This is a genomic window from Flavobacterium sp. PS2 (assembly GCF_046250155.1).
Classification (GTDB): Bacteria; Bacteroidota; Bacteroidia; order Flavobacteriales; family Flavobacteriaceae; genus Flavobacterium.
Genome location: NZ_CP176426.1, coordinates 3,445,641 through 3,465,034, shown reverse-complemented (window position 1 = coordinate 3,465,034; position 19,394 = coordinate 3,445,641). Strand labels below are relative to the sequence as shown.

19 protein-coding genes and 1 riboswitch are annotated in these 19,394 nt (G+C 32.2%); of the genes, 13 read left to right on the top strand and 6 right to left on the bottom strand.

Going from position 1 to position 19,394, the window contains the following annotated elements:
- The first annotated feature begins 111 nt into the window (after positions 1–111).
- The 6 genes from cobU to ACJ6WR_RS15120 all read left to right on the top strand — a co-directional run bounded on the left by cobU (position 112) and on the right by ACJ6WR_RS15120 (position 7,044).
- Positions 112–624, top strand: a complete 513-nt coding sequence (gene cobU / locus ACJ6WR_RS15145) for a bifunctional adenosylcobinamide kinase/adenosylcobinamide-phosphate guanylyltransferase (protein WP_409415672.1) — start codon at positions 112–114, stop codon at positions 622–624.
- Positions 625–697: 73 nt separating this feature from the next.
- On the top strand, positions 698–2,377 hold the full coding sequence (gene cobT / locus ACJ6WR_RS15140; protein ID WP_409415671.1) for a nicotinate-nucleotide--dimethylbenzimidazole phosphoribosyltransferase: 1,680 nt from the start codon (positions 698–700) through the stop codon (positions 2,375–2,377).
- A 70-nt stretch (positions 2,378–2,447) separates the two neighbouring features.
- Positions 2,448–3,245: an adenosylcobinamide-GDP ribazoletransferase gene (locus ACJ6WR_RS15135; protein ID WP_409415670.1), complete on the top strand. Its 798-nt coding sequence runs from the start codon at positions 2,448–2,450 to the stop codon at positions 3,243–3,245.
- Positions 3,230–3,766: an alpha-ribazole phosphatase gene (cobC, locus tag ACJ6WR_RS15130; RefSeq protein ID WP_409415669.1), complete on the top strand. Its 537-nt coding sequence runs from the start codon at positions 3,230–3,232 to the stop codon at positions 3,764–3,766. The genes ACJ6WR_RS15135 and cobC overlap by 16 nt, the downstream gene beginning before the upstream one ends.
- Positions 3,767–3,844: 78 nt before the next feature.
- Positions 3,845–4,079: riboswitch (cobalamin riboswitch) on the top strand.
- A 27-nt stretch (positions 4,080–4,106) separates the two neighbouring features.
- Positions 4,107–5,969: a TonB-dependent receptor plug domain-containing protein gene (locus tag ACJ6WR_RS15125; protein ID WP_409415668.1), complete on the top strand. Its 1,863-nt coding sequence runs from the start codon at positions 4,107–4,109 to the stop codon at positions 5,967–5,969.
- 4 nt (positions 5,970–5,973) lie between these two features.
- On the top strand, positions 5,974–7,044 hold the full coding sequence (locus ACJ6WR_RS15120) for a YncE family protein (protein WP_039112220.1): 1,071 nt from the start codon (positions 5,974–5,976) through the stop codon (positions 7,042–7,044).
- Between the two features lie 71 nt (positions 7,045–7,115).
- Here the strand turns inward: ACJ6WR_RS15120 and ACJ6WR_RS15115 are convergent, their stop codons facing one another.
- A complete protein-coding gene (locus tag ACJ6WR_RS15115; RefSeq protein WP_409415667.1) occupies positions 7,116–8,567 on the bottom strand; it encodes a S41 family peptidase in 1,452 nt (483 codons plus the stop codon).
- Positions 8,568–8,692: 125 nt separating this feature from the next.
- Here ACJ6WR_RS15115 and ACJ6WR_RS15110 point away from each other — a divergent pair, with 125 nt between their 5' ends.
- From ACJ6WR_RS15110 to ACJ6WR_RS15090, 5 genes are all read left to right on the top strand, one after another.
- Positions 8,693–9,202 (top strand): RNA polymerase sigma factor, encoded by a 510-nt coding sequence (locus ACJ6WR_RS15110; RefSeq protein ID WP_039112222.1) that lies wholly within the window; start codon positions 8,693–8,695, stop codon positions 9,200–9,202.
- Complete coding sequence (locus ACJ6WR_RS15105) at positions 9,189–9,662, top strand: hypothetical protein (RefSeq protein ID WP_039119371.1); 474 nt, start codon at positions 9,189–9,191, stop codon at positions 9,660–9,662. The genes ACJ6WR_RS15110 and ACJ6WR_RS15105 overlap by 14 nt, the downstream gene beginning before the upstream one ends.
- A gap of 1 nt (position 9,663) precedes the next feature.
- Positions 9,664–10,239, top strand: coding sequence for a DUF4252 domain-containing protein (locus ACJ6WR_RS15100; protein WP_052250110.1), 576 nt, complete (start codon positions 9,664–9,666; stop codon positions 10,237–10,239).
- A 1-nt stretch (position 10,240) separates the two neighbouring features.
- On the top strand, positions 10,241–10,777 hold the full coding sequence (locus ACJ6WR_RS15095; protein ID WP_039119373.1) for a DUF4252 domain-containing protein: 537 nt from the start codon (positions 10,241–10,243) through the stop codon (positions 10,775–10,777).
- Between the two features lie 173 nt (positions 10,778–10,950).
- A complete protein-coding gene (locus tag ACJ6WR_RS15090) occupies positions 10,951–11,601 on the top strand; it encodes a hypothetical protein (protein ID WP_039119374.1) in 651 nt (216 codons plus the stop codon).
- A 66-nt stretch (positions 11,602–11,667) separates the two neighbouring features.
- On the opposite strand, the gene ACJ6WR_RS15085 is transcribed toward ACJ6WR_RS15090, so the two are convergent.
- The 3 genes from ACJ6WR_RS15085 to rpmH all read right to left on the bottom strand — a co-directional run bounded on the left by ACJ6WR_RS15085 (position 11,668) and on the right by rpmH (position 15,591).
- The gene (locus ACJ6WR_RS15085; protein ID WP_039112227.1) at positions 11,668–12,042 is read right to left on the bottom strand and encodes a helix-turn-helix domain-containing protein; all 375 of its coding nucleotides are present in this window, start codon (positions 12,040–12,042) and stop codon (positions 11,668–11,670) included.
- Positions 12,043–12,429: 387 nt separating this feature from the next.
- Positions 12,430–15,285 (bottom strand): carbamoyl-phosphate synthase large subunit, encoded by a 2,856-nt coding sequence (gene carB, locus ACJ6WR_RS15080; RefSeq protein WP_039112228.1) that lies wholly within the window; start codon positions 15,283–15,285, stop codon positions 12,430–12,432.
- A 144-nt stretch (positions 15,286–15,429) separates the two neighbouring features.
- Entirely contained in the window at positions 15,430–15,591 is a 162-nt protein-coding gene (gene rpmH, locus ACJ6WR_RS15075; protein WP_008464848.1) for a 50S ribosomal protein L34, read from the bottom strand.
- Positions 15,592–15,759: 168 nt separating this feature from the next.
- Here rpmH and ACJ6WR_RS15070 point away from each other — a divergent pair, with 168 nt between their 5' ends.
- The gene (locus ACJ6WR_RS15070) at positions 15,760–16,275 is read left to right on the top strand and encodes a membrane protein (protein WP_039112229.1); all 516 of its coding nucleotides are present in this window, start codon (positions 15,760–15,762) and stop codon (positions 16,273–16,275) included.
- Positions 16,276–16,682: 407 nt separating this feature from the next.
- Here the strand turns inward: ACJ6WR_RS15070 and ACJ6WR_RS15065 are convergent, their stop codons facing one another.
- Positions 16,683–17,342, bottom strand: a complete 660-nt coding sequence (locus ACJ6WR_RS15065; protein ID WP_409415666.1) for an alpha/beta hydrolase — start codon at positions 17,340–17,342, stop codon at positions 16,683–16,685.
- Positions 17,343–17,670: 328 nt separating this feature from the next.
- Between ACJ6WR_RS15065 and ACJ6WR_RS15060 the strand changes: the two genes are divergently transcribed.
- On the top strand, positions 17,671–17,955 hold the full coding sequence (locus ACJ6WR_RS15060) for a GNAT family N-acetyltransferase (RefSeq protein WP_039112392.1): 285 nt from the start codon (positions 17,671–17,673) through the stop codon (positions 17,953–17,955).
- Here ACJ6WR_RS15060 and ACJ6WR_RS15055 read toward each other — a convergent pair.
- Positions 17,952–19,382 (bottom strand): anion permease, encoded by a 1,431-nt coding sequence (locus tag ACJ6WR_RS15055; RefSeq protein WP_409415665.1) that lies wholly within the window; start codon positions 19,380–19,382, stop codon positions 17,952–17,954. The two genes, ACJ6WR_RS15060 and ACJ6WR_RS15055, sit on opposite strands and share 4 nt — an antisense overlap.
- Positions 19,383–19,394 lie beyond the last annotated feature (12 nt).

Below are 19,394 nucleotides of genomic sequence, written 5' to 3'. Positions count from 1 at the left end.
TAGCGGTATCCTTTTATTTTTTTCTTTAAAAAATAAAAGATATAGCGAATAGCCCGCCCGAAGGGAACGCCCTTCTTAAATTTACAATTAACAACTAACAATTAAAAAAAGATGGTTTACTTGATTACTGGTGGTGAGCGTTCGGGGAAAAGTGGTTATGCACAAGAACTGGCTTTGCAACTTACAAATGCACCAATGTATGTGGCAACGGCTCGAAAATGGGATGAAGATTTCCAGAATCGAATTGACCGTCACCAACAAGAACGCGACGAAAGCTGGACGAATATTGAGAAGGAAAAACATTTGAGCGAAATTGATTTTTCGGGTAAAGTAGCTTTGATTGATTGTGTAACGCTTTGGTTAACTAACTTTTTTGTAGACACAAAAAATGATGTTGCATTATCGCTTGAAGAAGCTAAAGCTGAGTTTCTAAAAATAGCCAATCAGCCAGATTCTACTTTGATAATTGTTACCAACGAAATCGGAATGGGACTTCATGCTGATACGCACGTAGGAAGAAAATTCACGGAATTACAAGGTTGGATGAATCAGTTTTTGGCTAAAAATGCCGATACTGTTGTACTTATGGTTTCGGGAATTCCCGTTACAATAAAAGGAAAGTAAAAGCCGAGAGCTTTCGGCTTTGGGCTATCAGCCTAGACCTTTGTTCCTTTTGAACCTCTTAAAAAGAAAAAACATGAGCTATTTAGATGATATATTAAAATCACGCCGCGATACACGCCACTTTACTAATGACGAAGTTCCTGATGAAGTTATTCAAAATGCTTTACAAGCTGGACATTGGGCGCCTTCGGTGGGTTTAACAGATGCAACTAAGTATTACATCATAAAATCGGATGAAGTTAAAAAAGCTATCAAAGATTTATTTTTGGATTATAATAAAAAAGCGGAGTTATTAACCGATGACGAGGAGCAAAAAGAACGCTATAAATCCTTGAAGTTGGAAGCTATAGAAGAGGCTCCTATCGGGATGATAATTGCTTATGACCGCTCGGTGCTAAACAATTTTACTATAGGAACTGTTGGTAGTAATGAAGCTGTAAAATTTAGTTCGGTTTGTGCTGCCCAAAATATCTGGTTATCACTTACGGAGCAAGGTTATGGTATGGGTTGGGTTTCTATTTTAAATTATTATCAGTTTAAGAAAATAATTGATTTACCTGAAAATATAGAACCGCTTGGTTATTTCTGTATTGGTAAACCTGCGACAAACTACAACAATCAGCCGATGTTGCAGCAATTAAACTGGAAGCAAAAATCGGAAACTTTTGATTGTATCGAAATCAAAACTGTAAATGAGAGTCTTATTCCGAAATTAGATTTTGATAATAAACCTAAAGTCGAAGTTAAAAGCTCTTTTAAAGAAGCGCTACAGCATAAAATCGATTCAAAAACTAAGCCTATTGGAGCTTTAGGTATTTTAGAAAAGCTGGCATTCCAGATTGGAACAGTTTTTCAAACTCTGGAACCTGAGATTATAAAACCAAACATTGTTGTTTTTGCAGCAGACCACGGTATTGCCAATCATGGTGTGAGTGCCTATCCGCAAGATGTAACCCGCCAAATGGTTGGTAATTTCCTAGAAGGCGGTGCAGCAATTAATGTTTTTTGTAAACAAAATAAAATTGAACTTTCTATCGTAGATGCTGGTGTAAATTATGATTTCCCTACAAATGCGAATTTAATTAATGCTAAAATTGCCAAAGGAACTCAATCCTTTTTACACGCTCCCGCAATGAGCGAAACCGAATTACAATTGTGTTTCTTGAAAGGTTCAGAAATTGTAGATTCTATTGCAAAAGCAGGAAGTAATTGCATTGGTTTTGGCGAAATGGGTATTGGTAACACATCTACAGCTTCGGTTTTAATGAGTGTTTTAACAGGTTTTTCTATAGAAGAATGTGTTGGAAAAGGAACTGGAGTTGATGAAGAAAAATTAATTCAGAAGCAGGAAATCCTAAAAAAAGCCATTGAAAATTATTCCGGTCAAGCCGAATTAAAAGTACAACTCGCCTATTTTGGTGGTTTTGAAATCATACAAATGGCCAGCGGAATGTTAGCCGCTTATAAAAACAATATGCTAATTCTGGTAGATGGTTTTATTTGTACTGTGGCATTTTTAATTGCTTATAAAATAAATCCTGAAATCAAGAAAAATGCTATTTTCTGTCATTCTTCAGCCGAACAAGCACATCAGAAATTATTAGATTATCTAGAAGCACAATCGGTTTTACAACTAGATTTACGCTTAGGCGAAGGAACGGGCTGTGCAATTGCTTTACCTATATTACAATCGGCAATTGCTTTCCTGAACAAAATGGCTACTTTTGAAAATGCTGGAGTTAGTAAGAAGTAAAACAGTATTCAGTCGCAGTTTTTAGTTTCAGCAACTATCTTTAGCCAAATACTAAACAATTAATATTTAAATGAAAAAACAACTTCATATATTTTTTACTGCATTAATGTTCTACACAAGGATTCCTTGTCCCAAAAATATTGACCACAATCCTGAGTATCTGAATAAAGCTAGTCGCTATTTCCCTTTGATCGGGTGGATTGTTGGAGGTATATCTTTTCTTGCATTTTATGGTGCTTCATTTCTAGTTTCAACGTCCGCAGCAGTAATTATAGGAATGATTGCTGGAATTTTAACTACTGGAGCCTTTCATGAAGATGGTTTTGCCGATGTTTGCGATGGTTTTGGTGGGGGTTGGACCAAAGAAAAAATCTTACTCATCATGAAAGACAGTGCCATTGGCGCTTATGGAGCTATTGGTGTTGTATTATTATTTTTATTGAAATTTCAATTACTATCTGAATTAGTAACTATAGAAACAATTACAACTCAGCAATCAGTGCTTACTGTTTTATTGTTGTTTATTGCAGGACATTCCATTAGTCGTTTAGCAGCTATAAGCATTGTATTTACACATGAATATTCTCGTGAAGATGCGACAAGCAAAAGCAAACCAATTGCAAAAAGCTTTAGCTGGAAAGAAGTTTTAGGTTCTTTCTTTTTTGGTTTATTACCTCTCTTGGTTCTTTCTTATTTTCAATATCAATTACTTTTAGTATTAATTCCAGTTTTCCTAACACGCTACTTTTTGGCTCGTTATTTCCAAAAATGGATTGATGGTTATACTGGAGATTGTTTGGGAGCAACACAACAAGTTTGCGAAGTTATTTTTTACTTAAGTGTTATAGCAATATGGAAATTTATTTAGTTCGTCATACTGAAACTGTTTGCGAAAAAGGAATTTGCTACGGTCAAACTGATGTAAATATTGCTGAACCTTATGATTTGATTTTTGAAAACATTGTAAAGCAATTACCTCAAGATGCATTGTTATATTCGAGTCCATTAAAACGTTGTGTGTTACTTGCCAAACATATCCAACAAGAAACCAAAATTTTAAATTACAAAGAGGACAAACGTTTGATGGAAATGGATTTTGGTGATTGGGAAATGAAAAACTGGAATGAAATTTCTTCAAATGATTTAAATCCGTGGATGGAAGATTTCGTAAATATTCGAGTTCCAAACGGAGAATCTTTCATCGATTTACATGAAAGAGTCACTCATTTTATAGAAAACGAAATACTTGCTAAAAAACCGTCAAAGGCAATTATTGTTGCACATGCCGGAGTAATAAGAAGCATATTATGTCTTTTAAACTCCCTTCCTCTTAAAGATGCTTTCCAAAACAAAGTCGATTTTGGACAAGTAATTAAAGTTGAAATCTAAATAAAATCAACTTTTGTTTTGTTTATGAATAGTATTAAATAATCAAACAGAATTGATTTATAAGCTTTTTTAACTTTATATTTGCACTTTCATTAAGGTTGTGCTATATTTTTTGAGACACATTAAAAGGGAATCAAGTAATTGAAGATTGAAAACATCAAAATCAACATTCGAAAATCTTGAGCTGTACCCGCAACTGTAAGCTTAGTCCTGTAAGGGATGCTTGTTGTTAACTACAAACCACTGTTTTAGAACGGGAAGGGAAACAACAAGACGCGAAGCCAGGAGACCTGCCTTTGTTAACAAATATCGAACTCTCGGGAAAAAGAGTTTAGAAATTATGACATTACAAAAGTTTTACATCTGTTTTTCGCTCTTAGTTTGCCAATTCATTTTGGCACAAAATGATTCTATAACAAAATTAAAAGAAGTTGTAGTTTCCGACACTAACCTCAAAAAATACTCAGACTCACAATCGATTCAAGTACTTAATGACTCTATTATTAATAGAAATCAGGCTTCTTTAACTTCCCTTTTAAATTATAATACTGTTATTTACTTTAAAGAAAATGGCCTGGGTATGACTTCTGCTCCATCCTTTAGAGGAACTACTGGTGCACAAACGGCTGTCATCTGGAACGGAATAAATATTAATTCACAGTTTTTAGGTCAAGCTGATTTTAATACAATTGGAACAAGAGATTTCAATTCTATTGCTGTAAAATCCGGAGGAGGAAGTATTCTGTATGGCAGTGGCGCTATTGGTGGAAGCATTCACCTTAACAATGATTTGAGTTTTAAAAACAATTTTTCAAATCATTTATTTTTTAGTGCAGGAAGTTATGATACTTACAGTGTAAATTATCGTACTGATGTTTCATCAAAAAAATATAGCCTTCAGGTTAGTATTTCTAGAAACAGTTCTGAAAATGATTTTAAATATCCTGGAAAAAGCGATCAAAAAAACCTTAACGGAGAATACTACAACACAAGTATGAATACAACTTTTGGTTATAAAATCGACTCTAAAAACACCTTAAAATTATACAGTCAGTTTTATGATGCAGAGCGTCATTTCTCTTTGACCTCTCCTAATGGAACCAAAACAAAATACAATGATTTCAATACCCGTAATCTTTTAGAATGGGAGAATATATTTAATCGATTCACTTCTAAATTAAGAGTGGCACATATCGGAGAATCTTATAAATATTACCCAAATATTACCTCAGATTTTTTCACTTATGGAAAGGTTGAAACTTCTATTATTAAATATGATTTGGCTTTTGATGTAAATGATAAAATCAAACTGAATACTATTATTGATTACAATCGTAATAAAGGACATGGATCTAGTATTGACAATGTAAGTAGAGAAATAGGATCTGCTAGTTTATTATTGCAACACTCTGTAACTGACAAATGGGATTATACAGCCAGTGTTCGTCAGGAATTAACAGATAATTACGGAAATCCTTTTCTCTTTTCTTTAGGAACAAGATATCAATTTACTGATTTTTACCGTATCAAATTAAACGCTTCAAAGAATTTTAGAATGCCTACTTACAACGATTTATTTTGGGAAGGAAGCGGTAATCCTGATTTAAAACCTGAAACTTCTTATCAGGGAGAAATCGGTAATGAATTTTTTACAAAAAACTTCTCATTATCTGTAACTACTTATTATAATTCTATTAAAGATTTATTACGCTGGATCCCTTCTGAAGGCGGAGGTGATACTTGGTCTCCAGAAAACACAAGCAAAGTAAGAGCTTATGGGGCCGAAGTACTTTTGGAATGGAGAACAAAAATAAAAAATCACAATTTGACTCTTAACGGAACTTATGCCTATACCGTTTCTGAAAGCCAACAATTAATTAAAGGAGAACTATTATACAAACAACTTATATATGTTCCTTATCATAAATTAACTGGATCTGTTTCTTATAATTGGAAAAAAGTTTCTTCTTATTTTCAATATTTATATAATGGAGATGTTTACAGCACTCCTTTTAACAATCCTGCTACCAAAGTAAAACCTTATAGCGTTGGTAATCTAGGAATCGATTATGACTTAGGAAAAAAGAATAGCTACAAACTTGGATTTCAAATACTAAATATTTGGAATGAAAATTATCAGCCAGTTATTAGCAGACAAATGCCTGGAAGAAATTACACAGTATATATAAATCTTAACTTTTAAAAAAATGAAAAAATTAAACAAACTATTTTTAGCTATAATCATAAGCTCTGCATTTTTTGCTTCTTGCAGTAGCGACGATGATAATACCCCACAAGAACCAAGAGGAAACTATGAAGGTGGATTATTCATTATTGAAGAAGGTGTTTTTGAACAAGTCAATGGGTCCATATCCTATTTATCAAACGATTTTAAACTAGAAAAAGATGTTTTTTCATTAGTAAATCCAGGTAAAGACATTAAAGATGTACCCCAAAGCATTGGTTTTAATGGGGATTTTGCTTACATCATTGTAAATAGAGGTAATAAAATTGAAGTTGTTAACCGATATACATTTAAAAGCGTTGCTACAATCAGTACAAAAATAAGCAATCCTCGCTATATTGCATTTACAAATGGAAAAGGATATATTACAAACTGGGGTAATCCAGGAGACGCTTCAGATGATTACGTAGCTGTAATCGATCTTGCCACAAATACTGTTGCATCAACAATTCCTGTTGTTGAAGGTCCAGAACAAATAATTGAAACCGAAGGTAAACTTTATATAGCTCATAAAGGTGGTTGGGGCCAAGGAAACTCATTATCAGTTATCAACTCTACCACTAATACAGTTACAGCAAACTTTGTAGTAGGAGATGTTCCTAGTTCATTAGTAAAAGATAATGGCACTTTATATGTTTTATGTAATGGACGACCATATTATGCTTTACCTGAAACAACTGGTAAATTAGTAAAAGTCAACATGAGCACCAATACAGTTTCTTCAACAATTGATTTTCCTGGTATAACACATCCTGGGTTCTTAGCTGTTGAAAACAATAAACTATATTATACTATTGGATCTGATATTTACTCTGCAGCAACTAGTATAACAACTTTGCCAACCACTCCAATATTTAAAGCAACTAAGACTTCTAATCTTTATGGTTTTGCAGTAAAGAACAATAAAATATATGTTGCAGATGCAGTAAACAATCAAGATCCTGGAGATGTTTACATTTATTCTTTAACAGGAGTTTTATCTAATGAATTTAGTGTTGGTATAGGACCAAACGGATTTTACTTCAATGACTAATTAAAATCATTTATTTACATTTTACTTTATTAAAAAAGGCTTTCTAACGAAAGCCTTTTTTATTTCTCTATCTAATCTTGTAATGCTCTCAAAAGTCCTTCAGGAGCTTTATCTACATACATTTGATTTCGAATACCATCTATTGATTTTGAATCGGTAAAGTATTCAAACTCTTTACCATCTTTAGGCAAAATTACTTTACCTGTTCCTGTAATTTTAGAAATTGCAGTACTTAATAATGGTTCCGTTTCATCTCCTAAAACTCCCAACGAATTTATACTTTCTATTACGCTATAAGTAGGCGTTAATCCATTAGTGTATTCTCCAAAACCTACTGAGTTAACAATCTTCAAAACAATTGGCTGCATCGCATATTTATGACTTGGATTAACATTTCTTTTAAGAAAAGTAGGAGAATCATACAAAGTAACCGAACCTACATTTTTACCTATAGTTACATCACCTATTTGTATTACATCAATGTATGGTTTTAACCCATTAATAACCAATTCACTTGCCGAAGCTGTACTTTTAGAAGTTAATATATATACTTTGGTCAAATTCAAACTATTTAAAGCAACTCCATTAAATTTATCTACAAAATTATTGATTAGAAATTCTGCATTATTAATTTCTAAACTTTCATTCATTTTAGCATTCCATTTTTGTTTAGAGAAAACTTTATCTGTAAACTGTCCTGTAATCATACTTGCTAATCGGGTTGCTGTTTGCACAGAACCTCCCCCATTATATCGCAAATCAAGAACTAAATCGGTAATACCTTTTCCTTTTAATTCTCCAAATGCAGCATTTAATTGATCATCATAGTTACCATAAAAACCATTATACATTAAGTAACCTATTTTACGACCATTCTTCTCTATCACTTTATTTATGAAAATTGGATTTTCATCCAAAACAGATTTAGTAAGCGTAACCGATTTGCCGTTTGGTACAAATGTCGTTCCATCATAATCAGTTAAATTTATCGTATAACTATCTGGCGCGAGTAAAGTTTTATAATTATCATAAGTAATTTGCGTACCATTAATACCATAAAATAAATCTCCACGCTTCACTCCTTTGCTTGCAGCATCTGAGTTAGGAAGAATATAACGCACAAAACCAATCAAATCATTAGAACCTTTAGATTTTGGACTTAATTTAAAATCAATTCCATTATTTTTAGATGTTCCTTGAAGTTCTTGTTCCAATACAGTATAATCATCTACAATCCAACTAAATCTGTCTATTGACGGATCTACTCGCAAAGAATTAAATAATGTTTCGGGATCTGGATATCCTCTTAAAAAAGAATTTAACGCTTCTTGATTATTATTAAACCGATCATCGGATAAATTAGGAACATCACCTTGCCATAAATAATATTGATTTAATCCTTTCCAGATAAAATCCTGAACCTGTAGGTTTTTAGGAGCAGCCACATCATCTTGATCCTGACAGGCTTGAAAGCAGAATACTGCTAAAAATAATAATATTGCGGTTCTTAATATTGTCTTCATATAGTAGGTATCAATATAGTATTAACGTAAAAATACTATCTTTAGTTTTATTTCACACACTTTTGTAACAAAAATAATTCTGTTTCGTCTTGATACTATAAGCGAACCTATAATTTGTAATTTTTATGAACCAAATCGTTTTCCTTCAGTTAGTAAATCCTTTTAAAGACAAAGTATTTCGTCTGGCAAAACGATTACTCATAAGTACAGAAGAAGCAGAAGATGCCTCGCAAGAGATTTTAGTTAAACTATGGAGTAAGAAAGAAACATTAAGCACTTATAATAATGTTGAAGCTCTTGCCATGACAATGACAAAAAATTATTGTCTGGATCAATTAAAATCAAAACGAGCCAGTAATCTTACCCTTGTACATTCTAATTACACCGATAGAGAGCCGCGATTAGATCAAAAAGTAGAAGATAATAATAGTTTAGAATGGGTAGAAAAAATAATGAGTCAATTGCCAGAGCAGCAACAAATTTTAATTCAGTTACGAGATGTCGAACAATATGAGTTTGACGAAATCTCCAAAATAGTTAATATGAATGAAACCGCTATTCGCGTAGCGCTTTCAAGAGCTAGAAAAAAAATAAGAGAATCTATGCTTAATACACATCAATATGGAATCAGATAAAATAGAAATATTATTAGAAAAATACTTTCAGGGAGAAAGCACTATTGCCGAAGAAAATGAATTAAAAAATTACTTTTCTTCTCCGAATGTTGCGCAGCATTTAGAGCAATACAAACCACTTTTTGGTTATTTCTCTCAAGTAAAAGAACAACGTTTAACGCAAGAAATTCCACTACAAACTAAGAAACGTAATGTGGCGTGGTTATCAATTGCTGCTTCGGCTGTCCTTTTACTAGGAATAGGTTCTTATTTTTACCTCAACAACACAAATAACACAACTCCTGTTGTTGCAAAATCAGACTTAGGAACTTATGACTCCCCAGAAGAAGCTTTGGCGGCGACGCAAAAAGCCTTGGCTATGGTGTCACACAATGTTAATACTGGTATAGAAAGTGTCCAGTATATTAAAGAATACGAACAATCAAAAAACTTAATTTTCAAACAAAATAAAACTCGATAAAATGAAATCAACGATTCACGAAAACAGAAAAAACAATAGAAGAAGCTTGAGTAAAAATTTCATAATAACACTAGTTTTCGCATTTGTAAGCCATGCATTTTATGCACAAGGAGCTTTTGACAAATATGATGGTCAGGATGATGTAACATCTGTAATCGTAAACAAAAAAATGTTCGATTTAATGAGTAAGGTAAAAGTTGATGCTTCGGATAAAGAAACACAACAATACTTAAGCCTTATTAAAAAACTAGATAATCTAAAGGTGTTTACAACACAAAGTACCAGAGTTGAAGCCGACATGAAGCTTACCGCAGATAAATACATAAAATCTGCAGGTTTAGAAGAGTTAATGCGAGTAAATGATAACGGAAGAAACGTAAAAATTTATGTAAAATCCGGAGCAAGCGACACTCAAATAAAAGAGTTATTCATGTTTATTGATTCAGGTAAAAATGAAGACACTGTTTTACTATCGCTTACTGGTAATTTTGACTTAAACGAAATCTCGGTACTTACAGACAAAATGAAATTACCAGGAGGTTCTGATTTGAAAAAAGCATCTAAAGGGAAAAAATAACATGAAACGAATCACCAACATTTTCGCCTTTTTAGGATTATTACTTCTAGTAAGTTGCAATTCTGAACCTTCATTACAGAAATATTTCGTAGAAAATACCGAAAACAAAAACTTTATTGCTCTCGATGTTTCACCAAGTATTCTCAATGTAAACAAAGAAAAATTATCGGCCGAACAAAGCGAAGCATTAAACTCTTTCGACAAAATGAACATCTTGGCTTTTAAACGAAATGATAAAAACCAAACTGAATATGAAGCTGAGAGAACTAAGCTAAATACTATTTTAAAGAACCCAAAATACCAACAATTAATGAAATTTGGTTCTGGAAAAGATGGCGCTTCAGTAAGCTATGTAGGAACAGACGAGAATATTGAAGAATTCATAATTTATGCCAACAGAAATGAAAATGGTTTTGCAGTAGTTCGTGTTTTAGGAAAAAATATGAATCCAAACAATATCATGACATTAATGACCGTTCTTAAAGAATCTAATATAGATATGGAACAACTTAAACCGTTACAACAACTGATTAAATAATTCTTACTTTAAAAACAAAAAAAGCCTCTTAATTGAGGCTTTTTTTATATCAGGACTTGAGTTTATTTAACTTAATCTTTCATACTTATACTAAAGAAAGAATTTTCTTTATTTTTTCACACTACAAAGTGTAACTTAATCAGAAAAAAACATACTAATTAAGTAAAAAAGCCATGAAAAATAAAAATAAATCAAGTCTTTTAAAAAAAATGTGGAGAAATTTAGACTTTACAAATATAAATATTGAGCGTTCAGAATTGTTTAATATAATACACCTACGCTCTTATTCTATTGTAAAAAAGATTCTAATAATAAGTATTTTAGAATTTTTAGCCTCATTATTAGCGTCTTATATTGCAAATCAACTAGAGTATTCAAAAGAAATATTAGCAGTAGAACAGAATAATATAATCATATTTTTAGACTATTTGTATTATTTCATATTTATCTATTTTTTTGTGCAATTTTTTATCAATTACAAAAGAATTGACACAAGTTCAAACTTAAACGAATTATCCAAAAGCATCATAAAAACAAGAAAATCAGTATATTACTACATATTTTCAAGCTTAATATTGTTTAATCTAAATGCAATTATTTTCTCCTCTATATATCTTAAAAACAATGATATATCTCTAATTTTCTTGAATCCAAATCAATCAAATAACAATATACTTATTCCTCAAATTTGTTTTTATTTCATACTTGCATTGTTCTTAATAATTCTTTCCTCATTTATTTGGTTCATTTATAAAACCCTTTATTTAAAACTAATAAATAAATTAAATAAAAATTTTGAAGAATTAAATAATACAGACGTTTAAAAAATCACAATCACCTTTTTATTACAAAATATTCAAACAAAAAAAGCCTCTCTTTGTGAGGCTTCTTTATTTATTTTTATTCTTTTTTAACTGCTCTATAATTTCATCTTTATCTTTCAATCGCTCCTCAAATAAAATTTCTACTTTTTTTACTTTTTTCTTATATTCCGTAAAAAAATATTCAAAAGAAGCACTATCCCCAAAAGAATCTTTCTTATATCTAATATTATTCTTCATCCCTATTCCTTTAAAAAAGCACTCAGGTGAAAGATCAAAAATTATTAAAATATCTTCCAAATATTTTCCCCAAGTAAATGTTCTTCCTGACTCTAAACGAGAATATGCAGAAAGGTCAATATTTAACTTTTCTGCCATTTCATTTGGTGAAAAACCTTTTTCAATACGAATTTTCTTTATTTTAACTACAATCTCCGCTTGCATAAAATGTATGATTTTAAACAAATATAGCATATAAAATCATATTATCCAGATAAATCAAAGGTTTTTTACTACAAATTTAGCTTTAATTTTTGCGATTTTTATTACAAAATAACATAAATATCTCATCAAATTTACTAATATCAAAAGGGTATTTAACGACTTTTTGAAATTCATTATAAATGATAAAATATCTACATTATGAACCACGGAATCGCAAAATTTGTAATTTGGTTATTAGAGCAACTATAAATTTAGATGCTGACCTAACCAACAATCAATACTATTTTTAACTAAATAATATTGATTGTTGGTTTTTATCTATTATGTTACTTATTAGATATAAAAAAAGCTCCATAATTGGAGCTTTTTTTATATCAGGATTTGAGATTATTTACTCAAATACATTTTTCTTCTTGAGTACAATTCATAGAACTGATCATCTTTTAAGTCGTCGATAAACAAGATACTTTCACCTGTTGATTTCATCTCTGGTCCTAATGCTTTGTTTACATTATGGAATTTACTAAAAGAGAATACAGGTTGTTTAATTGCAAATCCTTTTAATTGCGGGTTGAATTTAAAGTCAGTTACTTTATTATGTCCCAACATTACTTTTGTAGCATAGTTCACATAAGGTTCTCCATAAGCTTTTGCTATAAATGGTACTGTTCTCGATGCTCTAGGATTAGCTTCGATAATGTAAACTGTATCATCTTTTATCGCAAACTGTATATTTATTAAACCAACTGTTTTAAGAGCTCTCGCAATTTTTATAGTATGATCTTTTATTTGTTGCATTACAAACTCTCCCAAGTTAAAAGGAGGCAATGTTGCATTACTATCACCCGAGTGAACCCCACAAGGCTCGATGTGCTCCATTATTCCTATGATATAAACATTTCCATCGGCATCACAAATTGCATCCGCTTCAGCTTCGATTGCTCCAGCTAAGTAATGATCCAGAAGTAATTTATTCCCAGGAATTGTTTTCAATAAATTAATAACGTGCTCTTCAAGTTCTTTCTTGTTGATTACAATTTTCATTCCCTGACCACCTAATACATAAGAAGGACGAATCAATAATGGAAAATCTAGAGTATCTGCAAGAGCAGAAGCTTCATCCGCAGTTTCAGCGATTCCAAATTGAGGGAAAGGAATATGTAGTTCCGTTAATAACTCAGAGAAACGTCCTCTATCTTCGGCTAAATCTAAGGCATCAAAACTTGTTCCTATAATTTTTACACCGTATTTAGATAATTTATCTGCTAGTTTTAATGCTGTCTGACCACCTAACTGTACAATTACACCTTCAGGTTTTTCATGCTGAATGATATCGTAGATATGCTCCCAGAAAACTGGCTCAAAATACAATTTATCAGCAGTATCAAAATCTGTCGAAACAGTTTCTGGATTACAGTTAATCATGATAGTTTCATAACCACACTCTTTAGCTGCAAGTACACCGTGAACGCAAGAATAATCAAATTCAATTCCTTGTCCAATTCGGTTTGGTCCAGAACCTAAAACTATTATTTTCTTTTTATCGGTAACAATACTTTCGTTATCTACATAACGTTCCCCATTTGCTTTTTCTATTTCAGCTTCAAAAGTTGAATAGTAATAAGGAGTTTTCGCCTTAAATTCGGCAGCACAAGTATCTACTAATTTAAACACACGGTTAATATTCTTATCCATACGCAAAGTATGCACTTCACTTTCCAGACAATTCATCATGTGAGCAATTTGTCTGTCGGCAAAACCTTTTTGTTTCGCTTCAAGCAAAAGTTCTTTTGGCAAAGTAGCTACTTTATAGTTTGAAATTTCTTTCTCAAGAGTATAAAGTTCTTCATATTGTTTCAAGAACCACATATCTATTTTAGTAATCTCATGAATACGGCTCAACGGAATTCCCATTGCAATTGCATCATAAATTACAAAAACACGATCCCAACTTGCAAAAGTTAGTTTCTCGATAATTTGTTCGTAATTTTTATATCCTTTTCCATCAGCACCTAAACCATTACGTTTAATTTCTAATGATTGTGTTGCTTTATGTAAAGCTTCTTGAAATGAACGTCCGATACCCATAACCTCACCTACAGATTTCATCTGAAGACCAAGAGTTCTGTCAGCACCTTCAAATTTATCAAAGTTCCAACGAGGTATTTTTACAATCACATAATCTAAAGTCGGTTCAAAAAGAGCCGAAGTCGATTTTGTAATTTGGTTTTGCAATTCATCAAGATTGTATCCTAAAGCTAGTTTAGAAGCAATTTTTGCAATTGGATAACCAGTTGCTTTCGATGCCAATGCAGATGAACGAGATACACGAGGGTTGATTTCAATCGCAACGATATCTTCTTTTTCGTCTGGCGAAACCGCAAATTGTACATTACAACCTCCTGCAAAGTTTCCGATACTACGCATCATTAATATAGCGTAATCACGTAATTTTTGGAATGTTGTATCCGATAAAGTCATTGCTGGTGCAACTGTAATCGAATCTCCAGTATGAATTCCCATTGGATCCATATTTTCGATAGAACAAATAATTACAACATTATCATTCTTATCTCTTAAAAGTTCCAACTCATATTCTTTCCAACCCATTAAAGCTTTATCAATTAAAACCTCATGTATTGGCGAAGCTTCAAGACCTCTTGTTAAAAGCTCATCAAAATCTTCTTTTTTATAAACAATCGCAGCTCCAGTTCCTCCAAGTGTAAATGAAGGACGAATTACAAGTGGGAAACCAAATTCCTGTGCAATTTCTTTTCCTTCTAAGTACGAAGTAGCCGTTTTTGCAGGTGCAGTTGGTACATTAATTTTTTCAAGAAGTTGTTTAAACTGCTCTCTATCTTCAGTAATATTAATGGCGTTCACATCAACACCAATTAATTTTACTCCAAAATCAGCCCAAATTCCCTTTTCATCAGCTTCCAAACATAAATTTAATGCAGTTTGTCCTCCCATTGTAGGTAAAACAGCATCAATTTGTGGATGAGCTTTCAGAATTTCAATAATCGATTTTGTAGTTAGTGGTTTTAAATATACATGATCCGCCATTGATGGGTCGGTCATAATAGTCGCTGGATTTGAGTTTATCAAGATAACTTCAATTCCTTCTTCACGAATAGAACGTGCTGATTGTGATCCTGCATAATCAAATTCGCAAGCTTGACCAATAACAATAGGCCCCGAACCTATTATTAAAACTGATTTTATTGATGTGTCTTTTGGCATTTTAATTGTATTGTGTAGTTATATTTTCTTTTAATGTTTAATCCTACTGCATTAGAAATTAAAACATTACTCATTTTTTAATGACAAGGTATAAAAAAAGGCGATACTAAAAAAAGTAACGCCTTATTTATGTTTATAGAAACATTATTTTTTGTGTCTAGGTTCGCTAGAAACAGTCAGTTTATGTCTTCCTTTAGCTCTTCTACGTGCAAGAACTTTTCTTCCATTCGCAGAAGCCATTCTGTCCATAAATCCGTGCTTATTTCTTCTTTTTCTTTTCGATGGTTGAAACGTTCTTTTGCTCATTGCTTTGTATCTTTAAATATGGTGTCTAATATCTTCTTTTTGTTCTTCGAATATTGTTACTCTAAAACCGAGTGCAAATATACAAAGACTTTTTTTCCTTGCAAGTAGTTTTATAAAAATATTTTTAATTCATTTTACTATCTTTGCAATCACAAAAATACACCTATTATGTTTCACAGAAATATTAAAATTATTTTAGCCGGACTATTAGTAGTTGCTGGCGTTTGGCAATTTACAGAAAGTAATATCGGAAACGGAATCTTTCTTATATTATTAGCTGGAATACCTATTTTCCTTTACTTTAAAAATGAATTCATCTTATTAGCCTTCCTGAAATTAAGAAAACAAGATTTTGAAGGTGCTAAAAAATGGCTGGCATACATCAAAAATCCTGAAACTGCTTTAGTAAGAAAACAACAAGGTTACTTTAATTACCTACATGGTATTATGGTTTCTCAAACTAATATTAATCAAGCTGAGAAATATTTCAAAAAAGCAATTGAACTTGGTTTATCTATGGATATGGATTTAGCTGTTGCAAAATTAAACCTTGCTGGTGTTGCTATGTCACGCCGAAGAAAGCTTGAAGCGACTAATTTATTGAATGAAGCTAAGAAATTAGACAAACAAGGAATGCTGAAAGAGCAAATCACAATGATGAAAGATCAAATGAAGAAAATCTAAATTTCTTTAAATTACAATATCTAAAATCCCAAATTCTAAAAAGAGTTTGGGATTTTTTTTGGACTTGCCCGTAAACCTTTGTCAAAGTTTTAAAAACTTTGACAAAGGTATCGAACCATGAAACAATTGGAATTTGGAATTTTAGATATTGAAATTTTAATTAGAAGCTATTTCCTGCTATCCGCTTGTATCTTTTCCTGTCTAAAGAAGCCAGAAAAAGGATACCGCTTCTATCAGGGCTAGGGCTCTAGGTTTTATAAGAACCTTTAAGTTTTTCATTTTTGCACACAGACCTTTGTCAAAGCTTAAAACTTTGACAAAGATATCGAATCGCAAAACAGTTGGAATTTGGGCCCGAGCGTTAGGAACAGGCGAAGCAATTTCAAAAAATTGGAATTTTAAGATTTCTAATCTTCCAAAATTATCGAAGGTAAATTTTCATTCAACCATTTAAATTTATTCAAAATCATAATATGTGTTCCGCCTTTTACCACTTTACAGTTGGCAATATATTTTATCGGGAAAACCTCATCTTCATCACCATGAATATGAATTACACTTTCGTCGATTTTAGTTCTGTCCCAAAGAATTACCTGCTCGATAGCCCAATCCAAATAACGAATATCACGCACAGATAAGAACTTCTCATATAGCTTTAACCTCTTGTTTATCTTTTCTCCAAAAGAAAACTTAGCCAAATTCTCTACATTTAATATCAGTCGCATTGGTATCAGCTTGTATGCTTTGGTTGTCTTAGCAATTTTCATTCTTCGAGGAAATTCCGCATTACACTTTACGCTCGAAATAATAATTACTTTTCTAGCCTCAATATGCTTTGCCATTTCCTGAACCAGGATTCCTCCAAAAGAAACACCTACTAAAACAGGATTCGAATGTTTTATGTTTTGCGCTATCCTTTTAGCATAATCCTGCAAAGACTCATGCTCAAGCGGAATTTCCCATTCTAATAAATGCACCTCAAAAGTATCTTCGGGCAATGCGATTCGTTCAAAAATAGTAGTACTTGCCGCAAGACCCGGCATAAAGTAAACAGGAATTTTATTCATAATTGTATTTCAGGCATTAACAACAAACTAAATATCATTATCGACATAAAATTATCGCTTTTTAACGACTCTACTCTATTTTTTAGATAATATTATTATTAAAAAACACAGCAAATACGAGTGCTAACAACATTTTTAAAAACGTAAAGCATATCTCACTCACAAAATCATTTGATATTGAATATCAAATGATTACCTTTGTTATAGAAATAATTTGTTTCTGATAATATATTACAAGAAGTTTTCTGAACCTCTTAATATGGTTCATTTCTTCTATTTTTTTTTAAATACCACATAAAAAACAAATAATATGGAACCCATTTCATTAATGGAGATCAAAGACAATGCCTTTGCAAGACAATTTGAAACCTCAACCCCTACAGGATTAGTTACAATCGAATACTCTTTTCAAGAAAAAAAGATATTTCTAACAAAAATCAACACTCCAGATTCATTCGAAGATCAAGAATTTCTTTATAGCATGCTTAGAAGCATCATGGAAATTTCGATTGAACGAAAATTAAAAGTAGTCCCTATTCACCCTAAAATTGTAGTTTTCTTTAAGAAAAACCCAACTTACAAAGAACTACTTCCTCCTGGTATCCGAATTTAATAGTACCCTATTACATTCATCCACAATCCTCCTATCACCATATATATGAGTAATAGGACAAGACCTGTTACAAGACCTTTTACCCACCAGCTCTTTAAATCAACGTAACCACTACCAAAAAATACTGGAGCTGGTCCATGACCGTAATGCGTTAATGTTCCATAAAGCGAACCTACAAACCCAAGCATAAACGCTAATAACAATTCCGGAATACCAAGAGAAACTCCTACCCCTAATAACGCAGCATACATTGCTGCAACGTGAGCCGTTGCACTTGCAAAAAGATAGTGACTAAAAAAGTATACCAAAATTATTATAGGAAAAGCCATTTGCCAGCTCAATCCTCCTATTTGTTGCTTAACTAAATCGCTAAACCAACCAATAAATCCTAATTCATTGAGCGAACTCGCCATCATTACCAAAACTGAAAACCAAACAATAGTATCCCAAGCTCCTTTTTCGGATTTTACATCTTCCCATGTTAATACTGAAGTTAACAATAAAATCACCAATCCTATAAAAGCCGTTGTAGTAGCATCGATAGAAAATAAATCGCCTGTCATCCAAAGAAACAATAAAATAAAAAATGTTAACAACATCAACCATTCGTTTCTAGAGATTGGCCCCATTTCTTTTAGCTTTTGCTTAGCAATTCCCGGAGCGTCTTTGGTCGATTTTAATTCAGGCGGATAAATTTTATATAAAACAAAAGGAATTACAAAAAAAGCAACTAATCCTGGCACAATTGCAGCAAGAGCCCAAGACATCCAGGTAATTTTAATTCCTAAATTTAGAGCAAACTTCTGGCACATCGGGTTACTTGCCGTTCCTGTTAAAAACATCGAGGATGAAATAAGATTCATATTATAACTATTTAAAGTTAAAAAAGAACCCAATTTCCTATGTGTTTCAGGTTTATCTGGCTCAGAGCCAAAACTTATTGCCATCGATTTCATAATAGGATAAATAATACCTCCACCTCTTGCCGTATTACTAGGAACTGCAGGAGCAAGACATAAATCAGCAAGTCCTAATCCGTAGGCTAATCCTAACGAACTTTTCCCGAATATCCTTATGAATATAAAAGCAATTCTATTTCCTAATCCTGTTTTAATAAATCCACGTGCTATAAAAAAGGATATCCCGATAAGCCATATTACTTTATCCCCAAAACCTCTTAATGCAAGCGTAATTGATTTTCCTGCTTCACCCGGAGCTAAAACTTGTGAAAATGCGGTTACTGCAATTGCAATCATACACATTGTACCCATTGGAGCAGCCTTTAAAATAATCCCAAGAATGGTAGCTACAAAAATGGCAAATAAATGCCACGCTTCTTGTTTCACTCCTTCGGGAGCTGGAATAATCCAAAGAACAATACCTACTGCAAGCGTAATTAATGTTTGAGGAATTTTTACTTCTTTCATAAAAAATAGAGA

Excerpts from the sequence above, each read along its gene's own strand:
- cobU (WP_409415672.1), top strand. The coding sequence starts at position 112 with ATGGTTTACTTGATTACTGGTGGTGAGCGTTCGGGGAAAAGTGGTTAT.
- cobT (WP_409415671.1), top strand. The coding sequence starts at position 698 with ATGAGCTATTTAGATGATATATTAAAATCACGCCGCGATACACGCCAC.
- ACJ6WR_RS15135 (WP_409415670.1), top strand. The coding sequence starts at position 2,448 with ATGAAAAAACAACTTCATATATTTTTTACTGCATTAATGTTCTACACA.
- cobC (WP_409415669.1), top strand. The coding sequence starts at position 3,230 with ATGGAAATTTATTTAGTTCGTCATACTGAAACTGTTTGCGAAAAAGGA.
- ACJ6WR_RS15125 (WP_409415668.1), top strand. The coding sequence starts at position 4,107 with ATGACATTACAAAAGTTTTACATCTGTTTTTCGCTCTTAGTTTGCCAA.
- ACJ6WR_RS15120 (WP_039112220.1), top strand. The coding sequence starts at position 5,974 with ATGAAAAAATTAAACAAACTATTTTTAGCTATAATCATAAGCTCTGCA.
- ACJ6WR_RS15115 (WP_409415667.1), bottom strand. The coding sequence starts at position 8,567 with ATGAAGACAATATTAAGAACCGCAATATTATTATTTTTAGCAGTATTC.
- ACJ6WR_RS15110 (WP_039112222.1), top strand. The coding sequence starts at position 8,693 with ATGAACCAAATCGTTTTCCTTCAGTTAGTAAATCCTTTTAAAGACAAA.
- ACJ6WR_RS15105 (WP_039119371.1), top strand. The coding sequence starts at position 9,189 with ATGGAATCAGATAAAATAGAAATATTATTAGAAAAATACTTTCAGGGA.
- ACJ6WR_RS15100 (WP_052250110.1), top strand. The coding sequence starts at position 9,664 with ATGAAATCAACGATTCACGAAAACAGAAAAAACAATAGAAGAAGCTTG.
- ACJ6WR_RS15095 (WP_039119373.1), top strand. The coding sequence starts at position 10,241 with ATGAAACGAATCACCAACATTTTCGCCTTTTTAGGATTATTACTTCTA.
- ACJ6WR_RS15090 (WP_039119374.1), top strand. The coding sequence starts at position 10,951 with ATGAAAAATAAAAATAAATCAAGTCTTTTAAAAAAAATGTGGAGAAAT.
- ACJ6WR_RS15085 (WP_039112227.1), bottom strand. The coding sequence starts at position 12,042 with ATGCAAGCGGAGATTGTAGTTAAAATAAAGAAAATTCGTATTGAAAAA.
- carB (WP_039112228.1), bottom strand. The coding sequence starts at position 15,285 with ATGCCAAAAGACACATCAATAAAATCAGTTTTAATAATAGGTTCGGGG.
- rpmH (WP_008464848.1), bottom strand. The coding sequence starts at position 15,591 with ATGAGCAAAAGAACGTTTCAACCATCGAAAAGAAAAAGAAGAAATAAG.
- ACJ6WR_RS15070 (WP_039112229.1), top strand. The coding sequence starts at position 15,760 with ATGTTTCACAGAAATATTAAAATTATTTTAGCCGGACTATTAGTAGTT.
- ACJ6WR_RS15065 (WP_409415666.1), bottom strand. The coding sequence starts at position 17,342 with ATGAATAAAATTCCTGTTTACTTTATGCCGGGTCTTGCGGCAAGTACT.
- ACJ6WR_RS15060 (WP_039112392.1), top strand. The coding sequence starts at position 17,671 with ATGGAGATCAAAGACAATGCCTTTGCAAGACAATTTGAAACCTCAACC.
- ACJ6WR_RS15055 (WP_409415665.1), bottom strand. The coding sequence starts at position 19,382 with ATGAAAGAAGTAAAAATTCCTCAAACATTAATTACGCTTGCAGTAGGT.